This window comes from Pseudoalteromonas arctica A 37-1-2 (genome assembly GCF_000238395.3).
Taxonomy (GTDB): Bacteria; Pseudomonadota; Gammaproteobacteria; order Enterobacterales; family Alteromonadaceae; genus Pseudoalteromonas; species Pseudoalteromonas arctica.
The window spans coordinates 20,013-38,793 of sequence record NZ_CP011026.1; the positions used below are offsets into that span (position 1 = coordinate 20,013).

Genomic DNA, 18,781 nt, shown 5'->3' on the forward strand with positions numbered 1-18,781 from the left:
AATAGGTATTACAAGTATATGATATTGATAATTATTTGCATTAAAGGGTTTTAAAGGTGTGTATGAAAAAGTCTATGTTAACTCTGGCGTTAGTTATGGGTTTGAGTGGTTGTAGCACAACAGCCATGGTGCCTAATAAAAGCTCATCGCTTTATTACACTGCGCTTTATAATGCACAAGCAAAGCCTGTTAGCTCTGTATTATTAGAGCCCAAGTTATTAAATGCCGATGTGGTTTTAGTGGGTGAATTGCATACACATCCGGGCGTGCATTTATTTCAGACTGAGTTATTTGAGCAATTAAGCAAAAGTAATAAACGCACTGCGCTGTCGCTTGAGCAATTTAGCCGCGCGGATCAGCCTATTTTAAACCAGTATGTTAAAGGTGAAATTGGTGAGCAATACTTAATTGATAACACCCAAGCGTGGCCAAATTACAAAAGTGATTACCGTGCGCTGGTAGAGCTGGCAAAAACGAACAATAGCGATGTAATAGCTGCAAATGCCCCTAAAAATATAGTCACCTGTATTGGCAGGCAAGGCATAAGTTACCTAAGTAAACTTGATGAAACACAGCAGAGCTATATTGCAGCCACTATTGATACATCCCCCAGTGATTATAAACAACGTTTTATGACCTCAATGCACCATGGCACGCCAAGTCAAAACGAAAATTATTATGCTGCGCAAGTTACCTGGGATGAAACCATGGGGGAGTCTATCGTTAACTATTTAAATAATCATAAAGATGCGCAGGTAATGCATATAGCGGGCGATTTTCATGTGAAAAATGGCGAAGGTATAGCGCGCGTTATTAAGCGTTTAGCGCCAGAGCTAAATGTTGTGTGGATATCGCCGGTTACAAGTGTGCAAGCTAACCAAACAGGGTATCAGTTGCAAGTTAACCCTTTGCCACCCCGTTATGTACAAACACAGCATCAGCAAGCCGCTTTTAAAGCTTTAGCTAAACGAGGCGATCAAACAGTTTGCTTATAAAATGACGACATAGTTGGTGAATTTCTTAACCAGAGCTCAGGTTAACTATGTCGTCATGTATTTAGTTTAGTTATTGCGTGCTTGATTGGTTAGCGCAACCAGCGTTTTACGAACCTCTAACGGGCTGTTGCACTGGGTATTAAAGTTAATAAAGTAATTACGCTTTTGGCTTTGTATATAAAAACCAGTGGGTAATAAACCGCTCATTATTGGGGTGTTATCAGCTACGCTGTAGTGCTGCATTAATATGAGCGACATAGCATCTTGATGGTCGTCGTTCATGTGGCTTATCATGCTTTGCTGCTGGTTTTCATCCCAGTTTTTTGCCTCATCCTGCCATTCGTTTTGCTCAAGCCAAAATATTTTGCCAAAGCCACCAATGTAACGCACTCGAATTACGTCTAATTGCCATAATTGAAAGTCGTGCGCATTGCGATAGCTAGCAGCTTCGGGGTATAGGGCAATATAGTTATCAAGTAAAGTGTGTGCTTGCTCACTTGGCACAACAGAGCCATCACCTACGAGCGTTACGCGGCCGTGCTCGTTTTGATCGCCACTGTCGGCGGCATCAAATACGGTAAGGCTTATACGTGAGTCGTGCTTTAGATTTTTAGTGTGCTGGGCTATATCGCTAATAAAAAAGTAAACACGGCCTTGTTCGTCGCACATATAGGGGGTTACTGAGCCAAACGGGTAGCCGCGTAAATTATTCGAAATAGTCGACATGACACCCGCATTGGTTTTGTAAACCAAGGTGCGTGAATCGTTTAATGCTTGCTCTCTCATAAAAACTCCTGACGTTGAGAAAAAACCATGGGTGCATCGTTATAAGGATGAGGATTTACGTGCAGTTTCATGGCGTACATTTGTTGTAAGTTTTGTTCTGTTAATACGGTGTTTATAAGCCCACTTTGCAACACTTTTTTGTTGTGCAGTAAAATAGCATCGGTTGCATACAGGCTGGCTAAATTTAGATCGTGTATTGCAATAATGGCGCTGTTGCCTTGTTCTACAAAGGTTTTAACGCAGCTGAGCAAAGCATGTTGGTGGCGCATATCAAGTGCTGATGTAGGCTCGTCGAGTAGCATTAGTTTTGGCTCGGCCGATTGTGTAAAGGCATCGAGCTGCGCTAAAGTACGCGCCATATGCACTCGTTGTTGCTCTCCGCCCGAAAGCGCACTTACGCGGCGAGTTAAATACTGGTTTAAATCCATAATAGCGGCGTATTTATGTACTTTTTCGCTTTGCATTTTTAATGACTCTACATACGGATAGCGACCCATTGCAATAAGCTCAAATACATTAAAATCAAACCCTACGTGGTTAGCTTGCATCATAACTGCGCGCTGTGTGGCTAGGCGTTTTTTAGCGTGAGAGGCCAGCGGCTTAGCATTAAAAAGTACACTGCCTGTAAAGGCGTGCATACCTGCTAAGGTATGCAGCAAGGTAGATTTACCTGCGCCATTTTCACCAAGTAGTGCTACAAGTTGCCCTTGTTTAGCGCTGCCATTAATAGCGTTTAAAACGCTGTGATTATCAAAGCCAACGCTTAGGTTGTTAAACGTGATCATGACCAACCTCGCTTATTTTTCACTATTAAATAAATAAACAATGGCGCACCCAATAGCGCGGTAATAATGCCAATGGGCAGCTCTGATGGCATGATCACAATACGTGCTAGCCAGTCAGAAAGTAGCAATACCACTACGCCAATTAGCATACAAAGCGGCAGCATATTACGTAAATGCGGCCCCACCATTAAGCGGGCAATATGCGGGACTACCAAGCCAACAAACCCTATTAAACCGGTAAGCGCTACAACCGCACCTACCCCTAATGCAACGAGTATAATGACATACAATTTAAGCTTATTGGTGTCTACTCCTAAGTACTGAGCTTGTGACTCGCCAATAAGGAGTAAGTTCATGGGGTTTTTTAACCGCCACAGGCCAATTAGGCTGATAAACAGTAACGGCGCAGCTTGAATAATCGTGCTCCAGCTTGCTCCGCCTAATGAGCCCATGGTCCAATAATTTATTAATCGTAGTGCGCTATCGTCGGCAAAAAAACTCAGTAGCCCAATAACAGCGAATGCTAACGCGTTAATAGCGACTCCTACCAATATAAGTGTGGTGATATTAATTTGCCCCTGCTGCTTGGCAATAAAATATACCAGCGAGGTAACACCAAGCGCCCCTAAAAACGACGCATAAGGTAAATACAACTGAGCGTTAAAATTAAACTGCGCGCTAAGTGCAATAAACGCCACTGCAACCATTGCCGCACCTGCACTAATGCCAATAATAGATGGGTCTGCCAGCGGGTTACGGCAAAGCGCTTGGGTTGCCGCCCCTGTTTGGGCAAGTACCAACCCTACTAATACAGCAAGCACAAAACGCGGCAAACGTATTTGCATTACGACATTTATTTGCAGTGCATCAAACTGATTAAAGTACTCGGGCGCAAGCCAAGCAATAGCTAAACGCCAATCCCATCCTGCTGGGCCGTACCCAATGCTTAGTAGCGTCAAAGCAAAAATACAAACAGAGGCTAATAGCATCCATTTATGAGTTTGGCTAAGTGTTATAGGCACAAAGCGGCTCAATGTTAGGGTGTTCATAAGCGGGTTTTATACTCGTTAAGCTCATTAATTGCTGTGGCAATACGTGGCGACATGCCAAGCGAAAGCAGGCTATCCATAACAAGTAAGTTACAGCTTTGCGCAGCTTTTAATAAGCGTAGGTTCGGTTGCTTACAAAAAGCCTGCTTGCCGCCAATGCTTTGTACAACATGCTTTGGCGCAACTAAAAAGTCAGGCTGATTTACAGCAAGTACTTCGGTATTAATTACTTTAAAGCCTGAATGTGTAGCGCCTATATTAGTAATGCCCGCATAGCTAAATAATAAATTAGGGACGGTTTCTTGCCCTGCGGCAACAAGCCCGCGCTCATTAGCTGAGAGTAAAAATAGCGCATTGTGTGTCTGCGCTTTTGCTTTTTCAGGTAATGAGTCTGTAATGTGCGTAATAAGTGATTGCGCTTCTTGCTTGGCGTTTAAATCGGTACCAAGGCGTTTAATTAGCTCAAGTAGCTCATTAACTGAGGTGGGCTTTTTATAATGAATTAGTTTAACCCCAGTTGCCTCAATTTGTTTAAGTGCTTGGCTTCGCCCTGCGCCTTCAAGCGCTAATAAGGTGGTTGGGCGCATAGAAAGCACGCCTTCTGCCGCTAAATCGCGGTAATAACCCACTTGTGGTAATTGCGTAGCTTGCTGCGGGTACATACTAGATTGATCAACTGCTACAAGGGTACTTTGTTTGCCCAGTGCATAAATTATTTCTGTAAGGGTGCCGCCAGCACTAATAACGCGCTCCTGTGCAAGTGCAGGTTGAGCGACTAAAGCAAACAATATAAATAGGTATTTCATTACAAACTCCGGCTTTTATTTTTCGGCTATTATAACTAGTTAAATCTAAATGAAAATGATTATCATAATTAATTGATCTTAATTTGACTTAGTTGTAACATTCTCGCCATAAATAATAACTATTATCATTTGGAGTTAAAGTGAACCCCTCTACATTTAAATTTACTGCTATAGCAACCTTATTACTCGGATCGGGCACTGCATTTGCCGAAAACATAATTGACGATCATATTGTTGTGAGTGGCTCGCGCTTTGAACAAAAGCTTAAAGATGTAACAGGCTCAGTTACTGTTATTACCGAGCAAGATATAGAGCGCCAGCTAGCTGTAGATTTACAAACCATGTTTAAATACGATTCAAGCATTGCAACCACAGGCAGTGGCGCAGGCGCGCAAACACTCACCGTACGTGGTGTTGGTGGTAACCGTGTTGTATTTATAAAAGATGGCCGACGCACCAACGATGGTTATGCAGGCGGAGGGGGCTATTTAGTTGGCCGCAATTACTTTGATGTAGCAGGCGTAAAACAAGTAGAAGTAGCCAAAGGTGCTGCATCGTCTTTATATGGCTCTGACGCACTCGGTGGCATTGTGGTTATAACCACTAAAGATCCAAGCGATTATTTAAAAAATAACAGCAGCTATGTAAAAATGGCACTGGGGTATCAAGGTCAAAGTAACCAAATTGCTGCTGATATTACCGGTGCAAAAGACTTAGGCGACTTTGCAGTAAGCGCAGTTTATAGCCATCGCGACAGCGAAGAAGTACAAAACTACGACGAAAACTTACCCGGTTATGATGCAAAGTCGGACGCTTTAATAGTTAAATTTGAGCAACAGCTTGATGAAAAACGCACACTTAAATACACCCTTGATTATTTTAATCAAACGACTGAGCAAGTAATAACCCCCGCGGTTCAAGAAACCGATGAAGACGACACGAGTTGGTCACTGGCGCTAGATTACCATTCAGAGGTAGCTACAGCTGCGTTTGATAAATGGTACGGGCAAGTGTCTTATAGTAGTTACGAGCAACAAAGTGATGCAATTAGTGGCGCAAGCACCTACACCGATTATAACGACTATCGTTTTGAGCAAAATATTTTAGGTTTAAAAGCGGTATTTAATAAAGGATTTAACGCAGAGAGTGCCAATCACGAAGTGGTATACGGAGTTGATATCGATTTATACGACACCACCCGCCCTCGTTTTAAAACACGTATTTTAGCCGATGGCACCGTTGATTTTACCGATCAAAAACAAAAAGCATTTCCCGGAGCTGATACCTCTTTAATTGGCGCTTATGTGCAAGACAGTATTTCGTTTAATAACAGCGCGTGGTCGGTTATTGCAGGTGTGCGATACGATTACTACACCCTAGAGGCTAAAAGTGATGAGTTATACGCCGATGCACAGCTTGATGATATTACCGAGTCTGCCTTTTCGCCTAAGCTAGGTGTTATATACCAAGTGGATGATAACTTATCGTTGTACGGGCAATACGTACGAGGCTTTAAAATACCACCACACGACCAAGCCTATCAAAGCCACGGCGTTGAGCCGTTTTATCAAATATTACCAAACGCCGATTTAGACCCTGAAAGCAGTGATTCGTTTGAGCTTGGGCTAAGATACGCCAGCAGCGATATTAGCGTAAACTTAAGTGCTTTTTATGCAGCATTCGATGATTTTATTGAAACCGCCGTAGTGGGTGTTGAGCCAACGTACATTCCTGGCGTAAACAAAACTTTGTATCAATATCAAAATATTAGCGAAACACAAATAAGCGGTGTAGAAGTCGGAATTGCCATGTATGTCGCTGAAAATATACTACTTGAGGCAAACGTAGCCTACGTTGATGGTGAAAACAAAGAAACTGATCAGCCACTTACCAGCATTAGCCCGTTAAATGGCTCAATATTGTTAAGTACAGAGCTGGGTAATATTAACTGGACCGCTGCGTTGCGTTTAGCTAAATCGCAATCGGATGTAGTACTTGATGCAAACGATGATAAAACTACGCAAGGGCATGGCTACGGCGTTGTTGATTTATACGCAAACTACGAATGGCAAGCGTGGCAGCTAAATGTAGGGATACTTAACTTGTTCGATAAAGAATATGTACCTTTTGAGTTGATTGCAGGTCAATCGCAAAGTGCTGATTTTAGCCAATACACCCAACCTGGGCGTAACTTTTCAGCAAGGGTTAGCTATCAGTTTTAATTAGGGCTAAACAAATGGCAATAAACGCTGCATGGGTATGCAGCGTTTGCCTGCCACATATTTACTCAAGTCAAATTACTTAATGGTGAGTATATTCAGGTAAAGGGTTTTTAAATAGCTGGGGCGTTTTTAAAACATGCCGTTAGTTTACTTGCAAGCGTTGTATTTATTGCGCTGTCGCACTCTAATTCCCCGTTATACTTCCCCCTAGTAAGCGGCACTAAGCTTAACGATTACTTTGTATTTTATGAATTACCAAGCCTTGTTGCTGCGTTAGTTTTACTAATGAAAATGCATTTTTTGTGTTTTATTTGTCGTTAGCTTTTCAACATATAACGGATTTTAAAAGGTTAGTTTGGTAGTAAAACTGCTTTGGCATTAGCGTATTTACCAAATTTTGTGATTGACGATTTAGGGCTTACAAAAATAACTGTAAAGGGGGTTAACAGTCACTATAGCAAAGGCATAGCAATGATTTACAAGCCATCAAAAGCAGATGGCTGGCTTAATAAACTCATGCACTCTGTGTAAAGTATTTATCAATTTAAGGTAATACAGAGTATTACTTAACAAAGCTGTGGTTAGCTAATATCGGCCACTACGCATCGGTTACGACCATGCTCTTTAGCATGATATAGCGCCTTATCGGCACATTTATATACTTGGGCAATATCAGTACTATGCTCAGGCCAGGTTGCAATACCTATAGAAATAGTGATTGTTCCTATGGTGTTTATTTCTGTCGATTCTACTGTTTTACGTAAACGCTCTGCTATTTTATAGGCACTTTGGCTGTTTTCATTTGGTAGCACAAGAACAAATTCTTCACCGCCGATTCTTGATACTATGTCGTCTCTTCTTGATAGTTTTTTAATTATATTTGTTAGCGAGACTAAAGTTTCGTCGCCTTTATCATGTCCAAAAGTATCGTTAACACGTTTAAAAAAGTCGATATCAATTTCTAATATAGCGAATGGGGTTTGCTTTAGCATAAGCTGGTTAAGTAGGCCGTTTAAGCTTCTTCTGTTGTGCGTATCTGTTAAGGGATCTGTTTGTGAGTCATGGCGTAGCACACCTATTTGTGCTTGTAATAAAGTAACCTCTCTTAACATCGCTAACTTCAGTTTTTGACTTTCAAAATACCACGACTTCACGCTTTTAAGTTTTTCTAAGCTTTTTGGATCATCGAGTGTATTTGCGTTATCGGCTAATCGCTTTAGCGGCCTTGCTATAAAGTGTGCGAATAAACCAATAAAAATAAATGTGACTAATGCCATAGGTATTGTTTGTTCAATGACTTCAATAGTTAATGTATCTAGCGAAGAGAGCGTTGATTCTAATGGTCTTTGCGCCACTATTCCCCATTTAGATAAAGTAATGGGTGCGTAGCCTGCGAGCATCGGCTTATTTAAGCTATTAATAACCGTTGAAGTGCCTATTTCGCCACCTATAACAGCGTCAATCACAGCATTGTTAGCAATAACGTTGCCGATTCTGGCAGGTTCTGGGTGATATAAAATGCGCTTATTTGAGCTAACAACATAAAGGTACGAACCACCTTTGTAGTAATGTTGTTCTAAAAGCGCATTTAAAATATTTTTCTCTTTTAAATAAAGAGAGCCCCCAATATAACCTAAATACTTATCTTCAGAATCAAATAGCGGGTGCGATATAAAAACAATTAAATTATCAGCTGCCGATAAATAAGGCTCACTAATTAATGGGCGTTTTTCTTTTAGTGCTTCTATTGCTCCTGGAGACTGTATTTGTTGGCCTATTAAACTTTCAAAGTGAGGCGACGTCGCTGCAACTACACCATGTAAATTAATCACAACAGAGTTAAAGCTATCCGTTTGATGATTTAAACGAATGGCTTCATCGTTTAATAATTTGGAGTTATTTGGTGATTGCTCAATAATTTTAGCTGAGTATTCAAGCTGCTGAAGCGCAGACTTTAAAAAGTTATCAGTTGCGGAGGCTAATTTTTGTGCATAGGCTAAATTACTTTTTAGCGTATATGATGTTAACTGCTCTTTTTGAACCTGATAGGTAGAATAAAAACTCCCTACCAATGTGCTCAGTGCTGCAGAGAATGCGAGTAGCAATATAAGAAATCTTAAATTTAAAGCGGGTAGTAATTTATATAGCAAAGCTGCATTCCAAAGCACTCAAATTCAGCGCGTATTATACGAAGTTAGGTATTATACCCGTTTAAGTGTTTTTAATTAAGTTGGTTTGTTCAATTTAGCGACTATGCGTTAGGGTATGGCGTGATAAATAATAATTACAGCGTTGTAATTCTTGTTCTCCAGAAAGTAATAAATAAAAACCATTAGCTTCAAATGAAACTAATGGTTTTTATTTATAGTACGTATTTAATCTTACGAATTATTTTTTCTACGACGTACGAACAATAATGGCGTAAGCAAGGCCATTAACCAACCAAATGAACCACTACTACCTTTATTTTTTGTAATGTTTGCGGTTGCTACTGTCATGTCCGAATTTCCATTTCCATCATTTACTTCTAATTGGAAAGAGATTACTTCATCAGCAGATACTTTTGGTGCTTCAAAGGTGGCTGATGAACCAGTACCCGTTAAGCTAACAGTACTTCCTGATAACTGTTTCCAAGAGTAAGTTAATTCATCATTATTAGCATCGCTAGAGCCAGAAGCATCCATAGTTACAGTTGTGCCTTCTCTTGCACTTGATACATCCGATACAGAAGCTACAGGAGCAACTTGAATAACGCCAAAGTTATAAGTAGATTCAACTGCATTGCCGTCAATCGTATTAGTTAATACTAGCTCTTTATCAGTTCCCGATTGTCTAGGAATTAAATCAAAGCCCACAGACATTGTTTTCGTTGATTCACCCGCTACGCGAGTAATAGTCCACTCAACTATGTTGTCAGTAATAACACCATCGTTATCAGCATTTGCTATTTCTTGCCCTTCTGTAACCATTGCTTTTAATGTATAAACTTTATCTGAATTGGTAAAGTTTGGTTCAATATCAAAGCTAACAGCTTGAGCTATTCCAGGAGTCATAGTTTGGCTCGCTGTTTCTAAGTCAGAAGAAACCACTTCAGTTATTTCATCATCTGCGAACGATACTGTTAATGGGATTTGTACCTCTGTAGAGTCATCACCTGATTTTAGTGATAGTAATGAGCTGCTGCTTACGTTATCAGACCATTTAACTGTTAAGTCAAATGAACCATTACTCTCTGCAACGCTAGCGCTAACAGTGTCACTCATAGAGTCTTCATCTGTTAAGATTGATGATGCACTAATTACCACTTCATCCGTTGCACCTGGTGCTGATGCAGTATAACTGTCAGCTACAATATAGTAAGTATCAGCTGGCAAATTCAGGAAAGTAACTGACTCGTTTGAGTTAGGGCCACCACTGCTACCAATCTTTTTAAACTCGCCATCTAAAACTCGTAAGTCGATATCCGGCGCTGTTACTGATGAAGTGCTAAACACAACATTTGGTACAACTTCATTAAAAGTAAGTGTTATAAAGCCGAAACCTTCATCTTCAACTTCTACTGTTTGTGGTTCAACTAAGTCAGTGCTTTTATCAAATACACCAACTTTAATATTATTCAAACTTTTAGACATCAAATTAGTAAATGTGTAAGTACCGCTTGAACGAGATGCCGCTACAGATAATGCTTCTGGTAAGTTGCTTTCAGCTACTTGCACTAAAATAGGCAAATGAGCATCTGGTAAACCGGGTGAAGTTAGTTCAAGGCTACCAAAGTTCCATACATTTGCAGCAGATGCACTTACATCAGCAGTTACAGTTAGTGTCTGCGTTTCGCCCGCTTTAATATCAAAGCTAGTTGGTGAAACAGTTAACGCCATATTGTTAGATGTTGATACTGACGTTGCAGTCCAGTTAGCATCTTTAGTTGCAGTAAATGTACGAGTCCAAGTACACGTATCAATACATTGTGTATTTGTCATTGAAGGAATGTTTAATGATAAAGGAACGCCACCCGTAGCTGGGTTTGCCTTCATGTAGTTACCAAACGTTTCATCCATGATTAGACCGGTATTAGTTGCTAAATTAACGCGAATACTACCTGAGCCCATATCGAATACGTCAGCTGGCGTTGCACCATCTTCTTTACGTACATCAGTCGTTGCCGTCATCATTAATGCTGAACGAATGTTATCTGGTGTCCATGTAGGATGTGCAGATTTTAATACTGCACCAGCACCTGATGTATGAGGTGCTGACATTGATGTACCTTGTAAAAAGGCAAAATCAGCAGGAGAAGTTGCCGTTACGTCGTTACCAAAATCTTGGTCATTGTAAGCCGCATAAATCGATACACCTGGTGCAGTTACAGAAGGTGTCATTATATCTGCGGTAGTGCTGTTGGGACCGCGAGATGAGAAGTCAGCCATGTCGTCAGCTTGACCAACAACTAAAGTGATTGCAGGGTCAATAGAAATTGTAGTATCTGAAGTTGAAGCTAATTCAGCTAGTAAATCTTTACCAGAATTTTCAGAGATCGAAACAGATGGAATAGTTGTCGCTTCTAATCCTGACATAGTAAGGCGTACATCGCCATCCGTGTTGTTATAAACAATAACAGCAGTTGCACCCGCATCAGCAGCATTTGTTACTTTATCTGAGAATGCACATGCACCACGACTGATTACAGCAACAGCATCTTTAAACGAATCAGCAGCAAATGCATTACAGCCTTCAAAATTACTTGCATCAACAGACATTGCTGTAATAGGTAAAGCGGTTACAACTTCAGAAAATACAGGACCTGTGCCATTTGAAAATGCAAACGTTTCATCATTAAACTTAACAAAGCTATCTAAAGTTCTACCATGCGTAGAAGCACCTACTACAGTGTACCAAGGTGCATTTTTTGATGTGGTATAAGCTTCAGGACCGTCGTTACCAGCTGATACAGCAGAGAATATACCTGCTTCTTGCGCGGCTAAGAAACCAAGTTCTGTTGAACTCGCCCAAGGATTACCACCACCACTAATTGAATAGTTTAAAACATCAACGCCATCAGCAACTGCATCATCTAAAGCGGCAACAATAGCTGCGCCAGGACAACCAGTGTACTTATCACCCTTATTACCCGGGCTACAAATTTGATATGCAACAATATTGGCATGAGGTGCTACCCCCGAAATTTGCTCAAACGAAAATGCTTCGTTAACAATGCCATCACTTTCAAGCTTTCCAGAATCGCCAGTCACTAAAGGTACATTTTTTAAAATGTTACCACCTGCAGTACTTGCTGTGTGAGAGCCGTGACCGCCATAATCTTCACCATTTTTAGCTGGCGGTGTAGGACCAAATACGTCTAAATCATCGTAGTCATCAGTAACACTTGCGTATGAACGTACACCGATTAATTTGTCGTTACATAGTTCAACAAAATCAGCAGCACAGTCGCCTACATAATTACCTGCGCCCCAAGGATTAGTATGGTCGTAGCCATCACCACCAATATCTGCAAATGAGTCATGGTCTGTGTTTACACCACTATCGATTACACCAATAATAACGCCTTCACCCATGTTAGTGGCTGAATTCCCTTCGCCTTGCCATACTTCGGTCGCGCCAATATGGATAGGGCCAGTATCAGTATCCATTGTTTCCATACGTTCACGTTCAACATATTCAACGCCATCTAAAGTAGCTAATTTTACAGCTTGCTCTTGAGTTAAACGCATAGCAACACCGTTGAATGCATTTTTATATTTATATACAACGTTTGCTTGTTTACCTAATGAACGGCTAGCTTGAGAAAGGAAGCTTTGTTGTTTATCTTCAAGGTAGTTGGTGTATTGAACTGCATCAGTAGAGTTAACATCTAAGCGTAATTCATTACGTACTTGTTGCGAACTCATTTTGCTATTAGCTAACTTTGAAAAAAGTTCTTTTTTAGCTATTTTAGGGCTTGTAGCGGCAAAGCCAACAACACTACCATCGTAAGTTGCTAAAGGAAGATCTGCGAGGCGTACAATATAAGTATATTCGCCAGGCGCTAAACTAGGCTCAACCACAATTTTCTTTGCTAGTTTAGTTACACGGGTAGATGATGTTTTTGTTTTGTCTACTGCAGATTTTGAAAGTACTATTTGTTGATGGATGCTATTTCCACCGGCTACAGAACTTAGTGATACTGTTAATAATGCTGCTGAAACAGCTAATGCTACTTGGGTCTTCACTGAACACTCCTTGCGCTTTTGTGCGCATGTAATTATTGTTTTTGATGATTTATTTAAAAAATTAAAGTGGATTTAAATTAAAAATAAATAAAGCAGATTCAAAAGATAACATGTGTCATTTAAATGTAAATATAGTGTGTTTGGTTTTTGATGGCGATTTATAGTCAATGTAAATTTCGCAGCGAAAAAGTGAAGCGGTAAATAGGTTTAAAAAAAAGTTTAAAAAATAAGTATTACTTGCGGTTATGTTTTTATTTGTTGATTTATATGCATTTTTAACTGGTTTTTAGTTTTTTAAAATAAATAATCACGCAAAATTAATTGTTGGTACCATTGTTTTTATTGAATGAGTTTAGCTTTACATTCGTTTACATACATATTTTTAATATTTGATTTAATCTAATGCATGTAACAATTTACATAAATAAATTTGATATTTTATTCATGAAAACTGCATATGTTAATGCTGGGGTGATTCAACAGTGTCTACAAACATTTAGGGTTAAAGTATGTATAATGCTTGATGCACTTAAATAGTGAAGCGAGAACTATAATTTAGTTATCTCGATTACTGCTGCTAATACCTTGCACTATGTATTTGTTATGGGTAATAAGGAGTCAACCACTATAGAACAAGTCATTTTTAAAGCTTCTACTTTGCATTTATAAAAACCACTATAATTATGTATCTATAACTTATAATGCTCAGGTTTGATTGACTTGAAATTATGTGCTTATGTATAAATAAGTTACTAATAAATATAAATCTTAAGCACCTATTAAATTAGTAAAAACACTTAGCGTATGGCTTTGCAGTTGCACTGAAAAGTAGTTAAGCTGCATAAACTTATCTATTTTATTTAGCCTTGGAGTGTGTTTTGCTAAATAAGTGTATTGTACCGTCTATCGTTTTTTTATCTGGGTGTTTAATGCCATTACAATCCTCGCTTGCTAAACCCGTGCTTTCTCTTGAACAACAACTTGGGCAAAAGTTAATACTCGACTTTCGCTACTTTTGCCAGCAAGGAGCAAGTAATAAATGCCGAACTCCAATGACCGAGTTACCTAATGAGCTTGCTACCGCTATTGCTAAATACGATATTGGTGGGATTATTTTATTTTCTGAAAACACTCAATCAATAGAACAAACCATTACGCTTAATAGCCAATTGCAAACAGCTGCAAGTAAATCCAGTAGTAAGCTGCCTCTATTTATATCAATAGATCAAGAAGGCGGACGTGTAGCGCGTTTACCACGCGATGTTGCCACCTCATTTACCGGTAATATGTCGATTGGCGCTACCTACAAAAAACACGGTACGAGCTTTGCGACAAAAACAGCAACTGTTATAGCTAAAGAACTAAACTCGCTGGGTATCAATGTAAATTACGCGCCCACGGTTGATGTAAACATGAACCCCGATAACCCCGTTATTAACGTACGTTCGTTTGGTGAAAACCCAGCATTAGTGAGTAAATTAGGCGCCGCACAGGTTGCAGGATTTGAGAACAACGGCGTTATTACCTCGTTAAAGCACTTTCCAGGTCATGGTGATACAAACGTAGATAGCCATACAGGTTTACCTAAAGTAAACCATGCAAAAGAGGTTATTTACGAGCAAGACTTAGCACCGTTTAAGCACATTATCGCCAAGCAAAACCCAGGCATGATAATGACGGCGCATATTCAATATCCCGCGCTCGATAGCACAACATTTGTAAGTGTTAATGGCAAAACCATGATAAAACCAGCAACAATGTCGCGCGCAATCATTACTGACATTTTACGTGGTGAGCTTAATTACCAAGGTGTTGTAGTAACCGATGCGCTTGATATGGCTGGTATTAGTAACTTTTTCACACCAACTCAAGCAGTAATAAATACATTTGCAGCTGGGGCTGACATTGCCCTAATGCCCGTTGAAATTAGAACACCTGATGATTTAAACAAGCTCGATGACCTTATTAAAGAGCTTGTTGCAGCGGTTAAATCAAGCCAACTTGATGAGCAAGAAATAGCACAATCAGCGATGCGTATAATTACGCTTAAAAATAAATTTAGGTTAAGCACTAATTTTGACCCTATTACCGCGCTTACTGAAGCTAAGCAGGTTATTGGCAGTGCAGCACATCGTGAAATAGAAGCGCAGCTTGCTATAGAGGCAATAACGCAGGTTAAAAATAATAACAGTACTTTGCCGCTTAATTTAAAAGCAGGAAGTAATGTTCATATTATTATGCCCGACACGCGTAAATGTATGGCAATGCAGCAAGCGATTGAAGCTATCAGCCAGCAAAAACTAAACTATAGCTGTAGCAGCCTACAAGGGTTTAACCCTGCACAAGCTAAAACACAAATACACGCTGCTGATGTAGTTATAGCCGGCAATGCAACGCCTAATCAAAGTGCGGTAGAAATTGGCGGTATGGATGATTTAAAAGACGATCCTAATTTTGCACTTAATAATGCAGAGCAACCAAAAGCACTTGAGTCATTATTAAATATGGCAAAAGAGGAAAATAAAAGCACTGTTTTTATAAGCCTAAGAGCCCCTTACGACATTGCTAAATTTGGCGATTATGCAAATGCTGTACTTGCATCTTACGCATATAATATTGATGTAGATAAAAACGATATTGTGTCTGGTCCCGCTTTTACCGCACTTGCAAAAGTGTTACTAGGAGAAGCACCGGCTAACGGCGTATTACCTGTCACAATAAAACCGCAAAAGGCGCACTAATATGAAACTCAATTGTGATTTAGGCGAAAGCTTTGGCGCATGGAAAATGGGGCTAGACGATGACGTTATGCCACATATTGATATGGCTAATATTGCGTGTGGGTTCCATGCAGGCGATGCCGATGTAATGGCAAGCACGCTCACTCTTGCCAAACAACATAACGTACAAATTGGTGCTCACCCAAGCTACCCAGATAAGCAAGGCTTTGGTAGGCGCTCAATGGTACTTAGCGAAAAAGAGCTTACAAATTGCCTGCATTATCAAATAGCCGCTATTGAGGGCATGGCAAAAGTACAAGGTTTAACACTTAGCTATATTAAACCGCATGGCGCACTTTATAACGACATGATGGCTGATGAGCAAATATTACAAACCGTTATAAATGCAATTGCCAGCTACCCAACAGATTTAAAACTAATGGTTTTAGCGACTAAAAATGCCAATAAGCACATTAAAATAGCTAAAGATTCAGGAGTTGAGCTAATACTCGAGGCATTTGCCGACAGACAGTACACCGACGACGGGCATTTAGTGTCACGAACACTTGAGGGTAGTGTTCATAACAAAGCGGCATTACTAGAGCAAGTTACTCAGCTTTTATTTGATGGTAGCGTGACAACGCAAACAGGAAAAAAACTAACACTCAACGCACATAGCTTATGTGTACATGGCGACAACACCGATGGCATAGCGCTTATAAAAGATATAAAAACCCTGTGTAACTCAGCTAACTAAACTTTTACACAACCTCAAATAGAAGCTGTAAACCCCCTTTACAGCTTTAACTCATAGAGTTAAATAAGAGCTTCATCGCATCCTACTGTTAATTTAATAATCCCTAACATATAACTACTTAGCAAATTAAAAAAGTAACAACAGGGATTAAAATGAAAAAGCTTTTAACACTTAGCCTCGTTTTAGGTTGTAGCAATTTAGCCTACGCTGAAACAAATACTCTACAGCTGCAAGATGTGTTTAATTTAGAATATGCTAATCAGATAGATATAACCGAAGACGGTAAAACCGTTTACTTTGTGCGTAATCGTATGGATATAAAAACAGATCGCAAAGTAGGTAACATTTGGTCTGTTGATTACGAAACCAAACAAATGCAGCCATTAACCTCTGGCGTGCATATGGATTATTCGCCAGTACTCTCTCCTGATGGTCAACGCCTTGCGTTTATATCAACTCGCGATGGTAGCAGCCAAATATATATAAAGTGGCTTAAAACAGGTGCTATGGCAAAAATTAGTAACTTAACCGCTAGCCCACGAGCGATTACATGGAGCCCTGATTCTAACCAATTAATATTTAGCATGTTTGTTCCAAGCGCTACTTCAGCGCCAGTAAGCTTACCAGGCAAACCAAAAGGCGCAACTTGGGCAGAACCCGCTAAATTTATTGATGATGTTTATTATCGTTCAGATGGTGGCGGTTACACACAAAAAGGTTTTAGCCAATTATTTTCCATAGATGCTAACGGTGGTAATGCCAAACAACTCACTCATGATGAATTTGATAACGCAGGCGATGTAAGTTTTAGTAACGATGGTAAGTCGTTTTATTTTTCTGCAAACAGGCACACAAACAACCAGCTAAAACCCACGAACAGTGAAATCTATCAACTCGAGTTAGCCACACAAAATATAACTAAAGTTACTGACCGAAACGGACCTGACGAGCAGCCTAAAGTATCTCCAGATGGTCGTTACTTAGCGTACACAGGTTACGATGATAAACGCACTAACTACGAAAACGCTCAGCTTTATATTCGTGATTTAAAAACAGGTAACACAACTAGCTTAACGCCAGATTTTGATCGTAGCGTAGGTCAAATAAAATGGAGTGCAAACTCCAAAGGCATATACTTTAGCTATGCAGATAAAGGTCAAACTGCCCTCGCCTATCAACCACGCAGCGGCAAGCGTAAGATAATAACAACCAAAATTGGCAGTGTTGCCTTTGGTCGCCCTTATTCTGGTGGCGACTTTGATGTAAGCGAAGATGGCGAAGTAGCCTTTACTCTTGCCGATATTCAGCGCCCTGCTGATATAGCAACAATTAAACGCGGTAAAGCGCAGCGTTTAACTACCCTTAATGCAGATGCATTGGGCGACAAAGCTTTGGCTAAAGTGGAAGAAATTTGGATTAAATCAAGTCACGATGAGTTACCTATTCAAGGATGGATTGCTTACCCACCAGAATTTGACAGCAGCAAAAAATATCCGCTAATACTAGAAATACATGGCGGTCCAGTAGCTAATTACGGTCCACACTTTAGCGCTGAAATTCAGCTGTTTGCAGCCAAAGGAAATGTCGTTTTATACATGAACCCACGTGGTAGTGATTCATACGGTAAAGAGTTTGCACAAACTATTCATCATAATTATCCAAGTAACGATTTTGATGATTTAATGACTGGCGTTGATGCGCTAATAGCGAAAGGCTTTATTGACGAGTCTAAATTGTTTGTAACCGGTGGCTCTGGCGGTGGTGTATTAACAGCTTGGATTGTAGGTCATACCGATCGCTTTGCTGCGGCTGTAGTTGCTAAGCCTGTTATTAATTGGATCAGCTTTGTACTAACTGCCGATTTTTACCCGTTTTTTGCTGATTACTGGTTTCCGGGTAAACCGTGGGATCACATCGAGCATTACATGAAGCGCTCACCTATTAGCTATGTTGGTAACGTTAAAACCCCTACTATGTTGCTCACTGGCGAATCTGACTACCGTACACCAATATCAGAAACTGAGCAGTTTTATCAGGCATTAAAACTACAAGGCGTTGATACTGCAATGGTGCGCATTCCTAATGCATCGCATGGTATTACAGCTCGCCCATCAAACTTAATGACTAAAGTAGCTTATATTCAATGGTGGTTTGATAAACACACTAAATAAACTCTGGGTAATAAATTTATAGCTCAAATAAAAGCCACTTCAAATAAGTGGCTTTTGTATTTACCGCCTTAGTATTCAAACTGTAAACCCCCTTTACACTTCTGTGACAGTTAAATATCGGACTTAGCTAAAACTTCAGTTAGTAAAATTTCGGTTTATAGCATTTTTTGTAACTTGAGTTGGTAAAAAATCGGTTTGAGTCACTGTTTATAGCCTATCAGTTAGTAAAATTTTGTTTTATAGCACAGAGAAGTTAGTAAAAA

11 protein-coding genes are annotated in these 18,781 nt (G+C 39.9%); 5 read left to right on the forward strand and 6 right to left on the reverse strand.

Annotated elements, in window-relative coordinates; genetic code table 11:
- Positions 1–62 precede the first annotated feature (62 nt).
- Complete coding sequence (locus PARC_RS17595; RefSeq protein ID WP_010552896.1) at positions 63–995, forward strand: ChaN family lipoprotein; 933 nt, start codon at positions 63–65, stop codon at positions 993–995.
- A 66-nt stretch (positions 996–1,061) separates the two neighbouring features.
- Here the strand turns inward: PARC_RS17595 and PARC_RS17600 are convergent, their stop codons facing one another.
- The 4 genes from PARC_RS17600 to PARC_RS17615 are packed head-to-tail and all read right to left on the reverse strand — an operon-like array spanning position 1,062 to position 4,421.
- Positions 1,062–1,781 carry a HugZ family pyridoxamine 5'-phosphate oxidase gene (locus PARC_RS17600; protein ID WP_010552895.1) on the reverse strand — a complete coding sequence of 240 codons (720 nt, stop codon included), beginning with the start codon at positions 1,779–1,781 and terminating at the stop codon, positions 1,062–1,064.
- On the reverse strand, positions 1,778–2,566 hold the full coding sequence (locus tag PARC_RS17605; RefSeq protein WP_010552894.1) for an ATP-binding cassette domain-containing protein: 789 nt from the start codon (positions 2,564–2,566) through the stop codon (positions 1,778–1,780). The genes PARC_RS17600 and PARC_RS17605 overlap by 4 nt, the downstream gene beginning before the upstream one ends.
- Complete coding sequence (locus tag PARC_RS17610; RefSeq protein ID WP_010552893.1) at positions 2,563–3,615, reverse strand: FecCD family ABC transporter permease; 1,053 nt, start codon at positions 3,613–3,615, stop codon at positions 2,563–2,565. Before PARC_RS17610 ends, PARC_RS17605 begins: the two co-directional genes overlap by 4 nt.
- Positions 3,612–4,421 (reverse strand): heme/hemin ABC transporter substrate-binding protein, encoded by an 810-nt coding sequence (locus tag PARC_RS17615; RefSeq protein WP_010552892.1) that lies wholly within the window; start codon positions 4,419–4,421, stop codon positions 3,612–3,614. Before PARC_RS17615 ends, PARC_RS17610 begins: the two co-directional genes overlap by 4 nt.
- Positions 4,422–4,561: 140 nt before the next feature.
- On the opposite strand from PARC_RS17615, the gene PARC_RS17620 reads away from it, so the two are divergent.
- Positions 4,562–6,643 carry a TonB-dependent hemoglobin/transferrin/lactoferrin family receptor gene (locus PARC_RS17620; RefSeq protein ID WP_010552891.1) on the forward strand — a complete coding sequence of 694 codons (2,082 nt, stop codon included), beginning with the start codon at positions 4,562–4,564 and terminating at the stop codon, positions 6,641–6,643.
- A 581-nt stretch (positions 6,644–7,224) separates the two neighbouring features.
- Here PARC_RS17620 and PARC_RS17630 read toward each other — a convergent pair.
- Complete coding sequence (locus tag PARC_RS17630) at positions 7,225–8,748, reverse strand: sensor domain-containing diguanylate cyclase (RefSeq protein ID WP_010552890.1); 1,524 nt, start codon at positions 8,746–8,748, stop codon at positions 7,225–7,227.
- A 276-nt stretch (positions 8,749–9,024) separates the two neighbouring features.
- The gene (locus PARC_RS17635) at positions 9,025–12,870 is read right to left on the reverse strand and encodes a S8 family serine peptidase (protein ID WP_010552889.1); all 3,846 of its coding nucleotides are present in this window, start codon (positions 12,868–12,870) and stop codon (positions 9,025–9,027) included.
- Between the two features lie 929 nt (positions 12,871–13,799).
- Here PARC_RS17635 and PARC_RS17640 point away from each other — a divergent pair.
- The 3 genes from PARC_RS17640 to PARC_RS17650 all read left to right on the forward strand — a co-directional run bounded on the left by PARC_RS17640 (position 13,800) and on the right by PARC_RS17650 (position 18,518).
- Positions 13,800–15,611 carry a glycoside hydrolase family 3 protein gene (locus PARC_RS17640; RefSeq protein ID WP_010552888.1) on the forward strand — a complete coding sequence of 604 codons (1,812 nt, stop codon included), beginning with the start codon at positions 13,800–13,802 and terminating at the stop codon, positions 15,609–15,611.
- Position 15,612: 1 nt separating this feature from the next.
- A complete protein-coding gene (locus PARC_RS17645; protein WP_010552887.1) occupies positions 15,613–16,347 on the forward strand; it encodes a 5-oxoprolinase subunit PxpA in 735 nt (244 codons plus the stop codon).
- 152 nt (positions 16,348–16,499) lie between these two features.
- Positions 16,500–18,518: a S9 family peptidase gene (locus PARC_RS17650; protein ID WP_010552886.1), complete on the forward strand. Its 2,019-nt coding sequence runs from the start codon at positions 16,500–16,502 to the stop codon at positions 18,516–18,518.
- The last annotated feature ends 263 nt before the right edge of the window (positions 18,519–18,781 follow it).

Bases quoted from the DNA above. Each gene is read 5' to 3' on its own strand.
- PARC_RS17595 (WP_010552896.1), top strand. From the start codon at position 63: ATGAAAAAGTCTATGTTAACTCTGGCGTTAGTTATGGGTTTGAGTGGT.
- PARC_RS17600 (WP_010552895.1), bottom strand. From the start codon at position 1,781: ATGAGAGAGCAAGCATTAAACGATTCACGCACCTTGGTTTACAAAACC.
- PARC_RS17605 (WP_010552894.1), bottom strand. From the start codon at position 2,566: ATGATCACGTTTAACAACCTAAGCGTTGGCTTTGATAATCACAGCGTT.
- PARC_RS17610 (WP_010552893.1), bottom strand. From the start codon at position 3,615: ATGAACACCCTAACATTGAGCCGCTTTGTGCCTATAACACTTAGCCAA.
- PARC_RS17615 (WP_010552892.1), bottom strand. From the start codon at position 4,421: ATGAAATACCTATTTATATTGTTTGCTTTAGTCGCTCAACCTGCACTT.
- PARC_RS17640 (WP_010552888.1), top strand. From the start codon at position 13,800: ATGCCATTACAATCCTCGCTTGCTAAACCCGTGCTTTCTCTTGAACAA.
- PARC_RS17645 (WP_010552887.1), top strand. From the start codon at position 15,613: ATGAAACTCAATTGTGATTTAGGCGAAAGCTTTGGCGCATGGAAAATG.
- PARC_RS17650 (WP_010552886.1), top strand. From the start codon at position 16,500: ATGAAAAAGCTTTTAACACTTAGCCTCGTTTTAGGTTGTAGCAATTTA.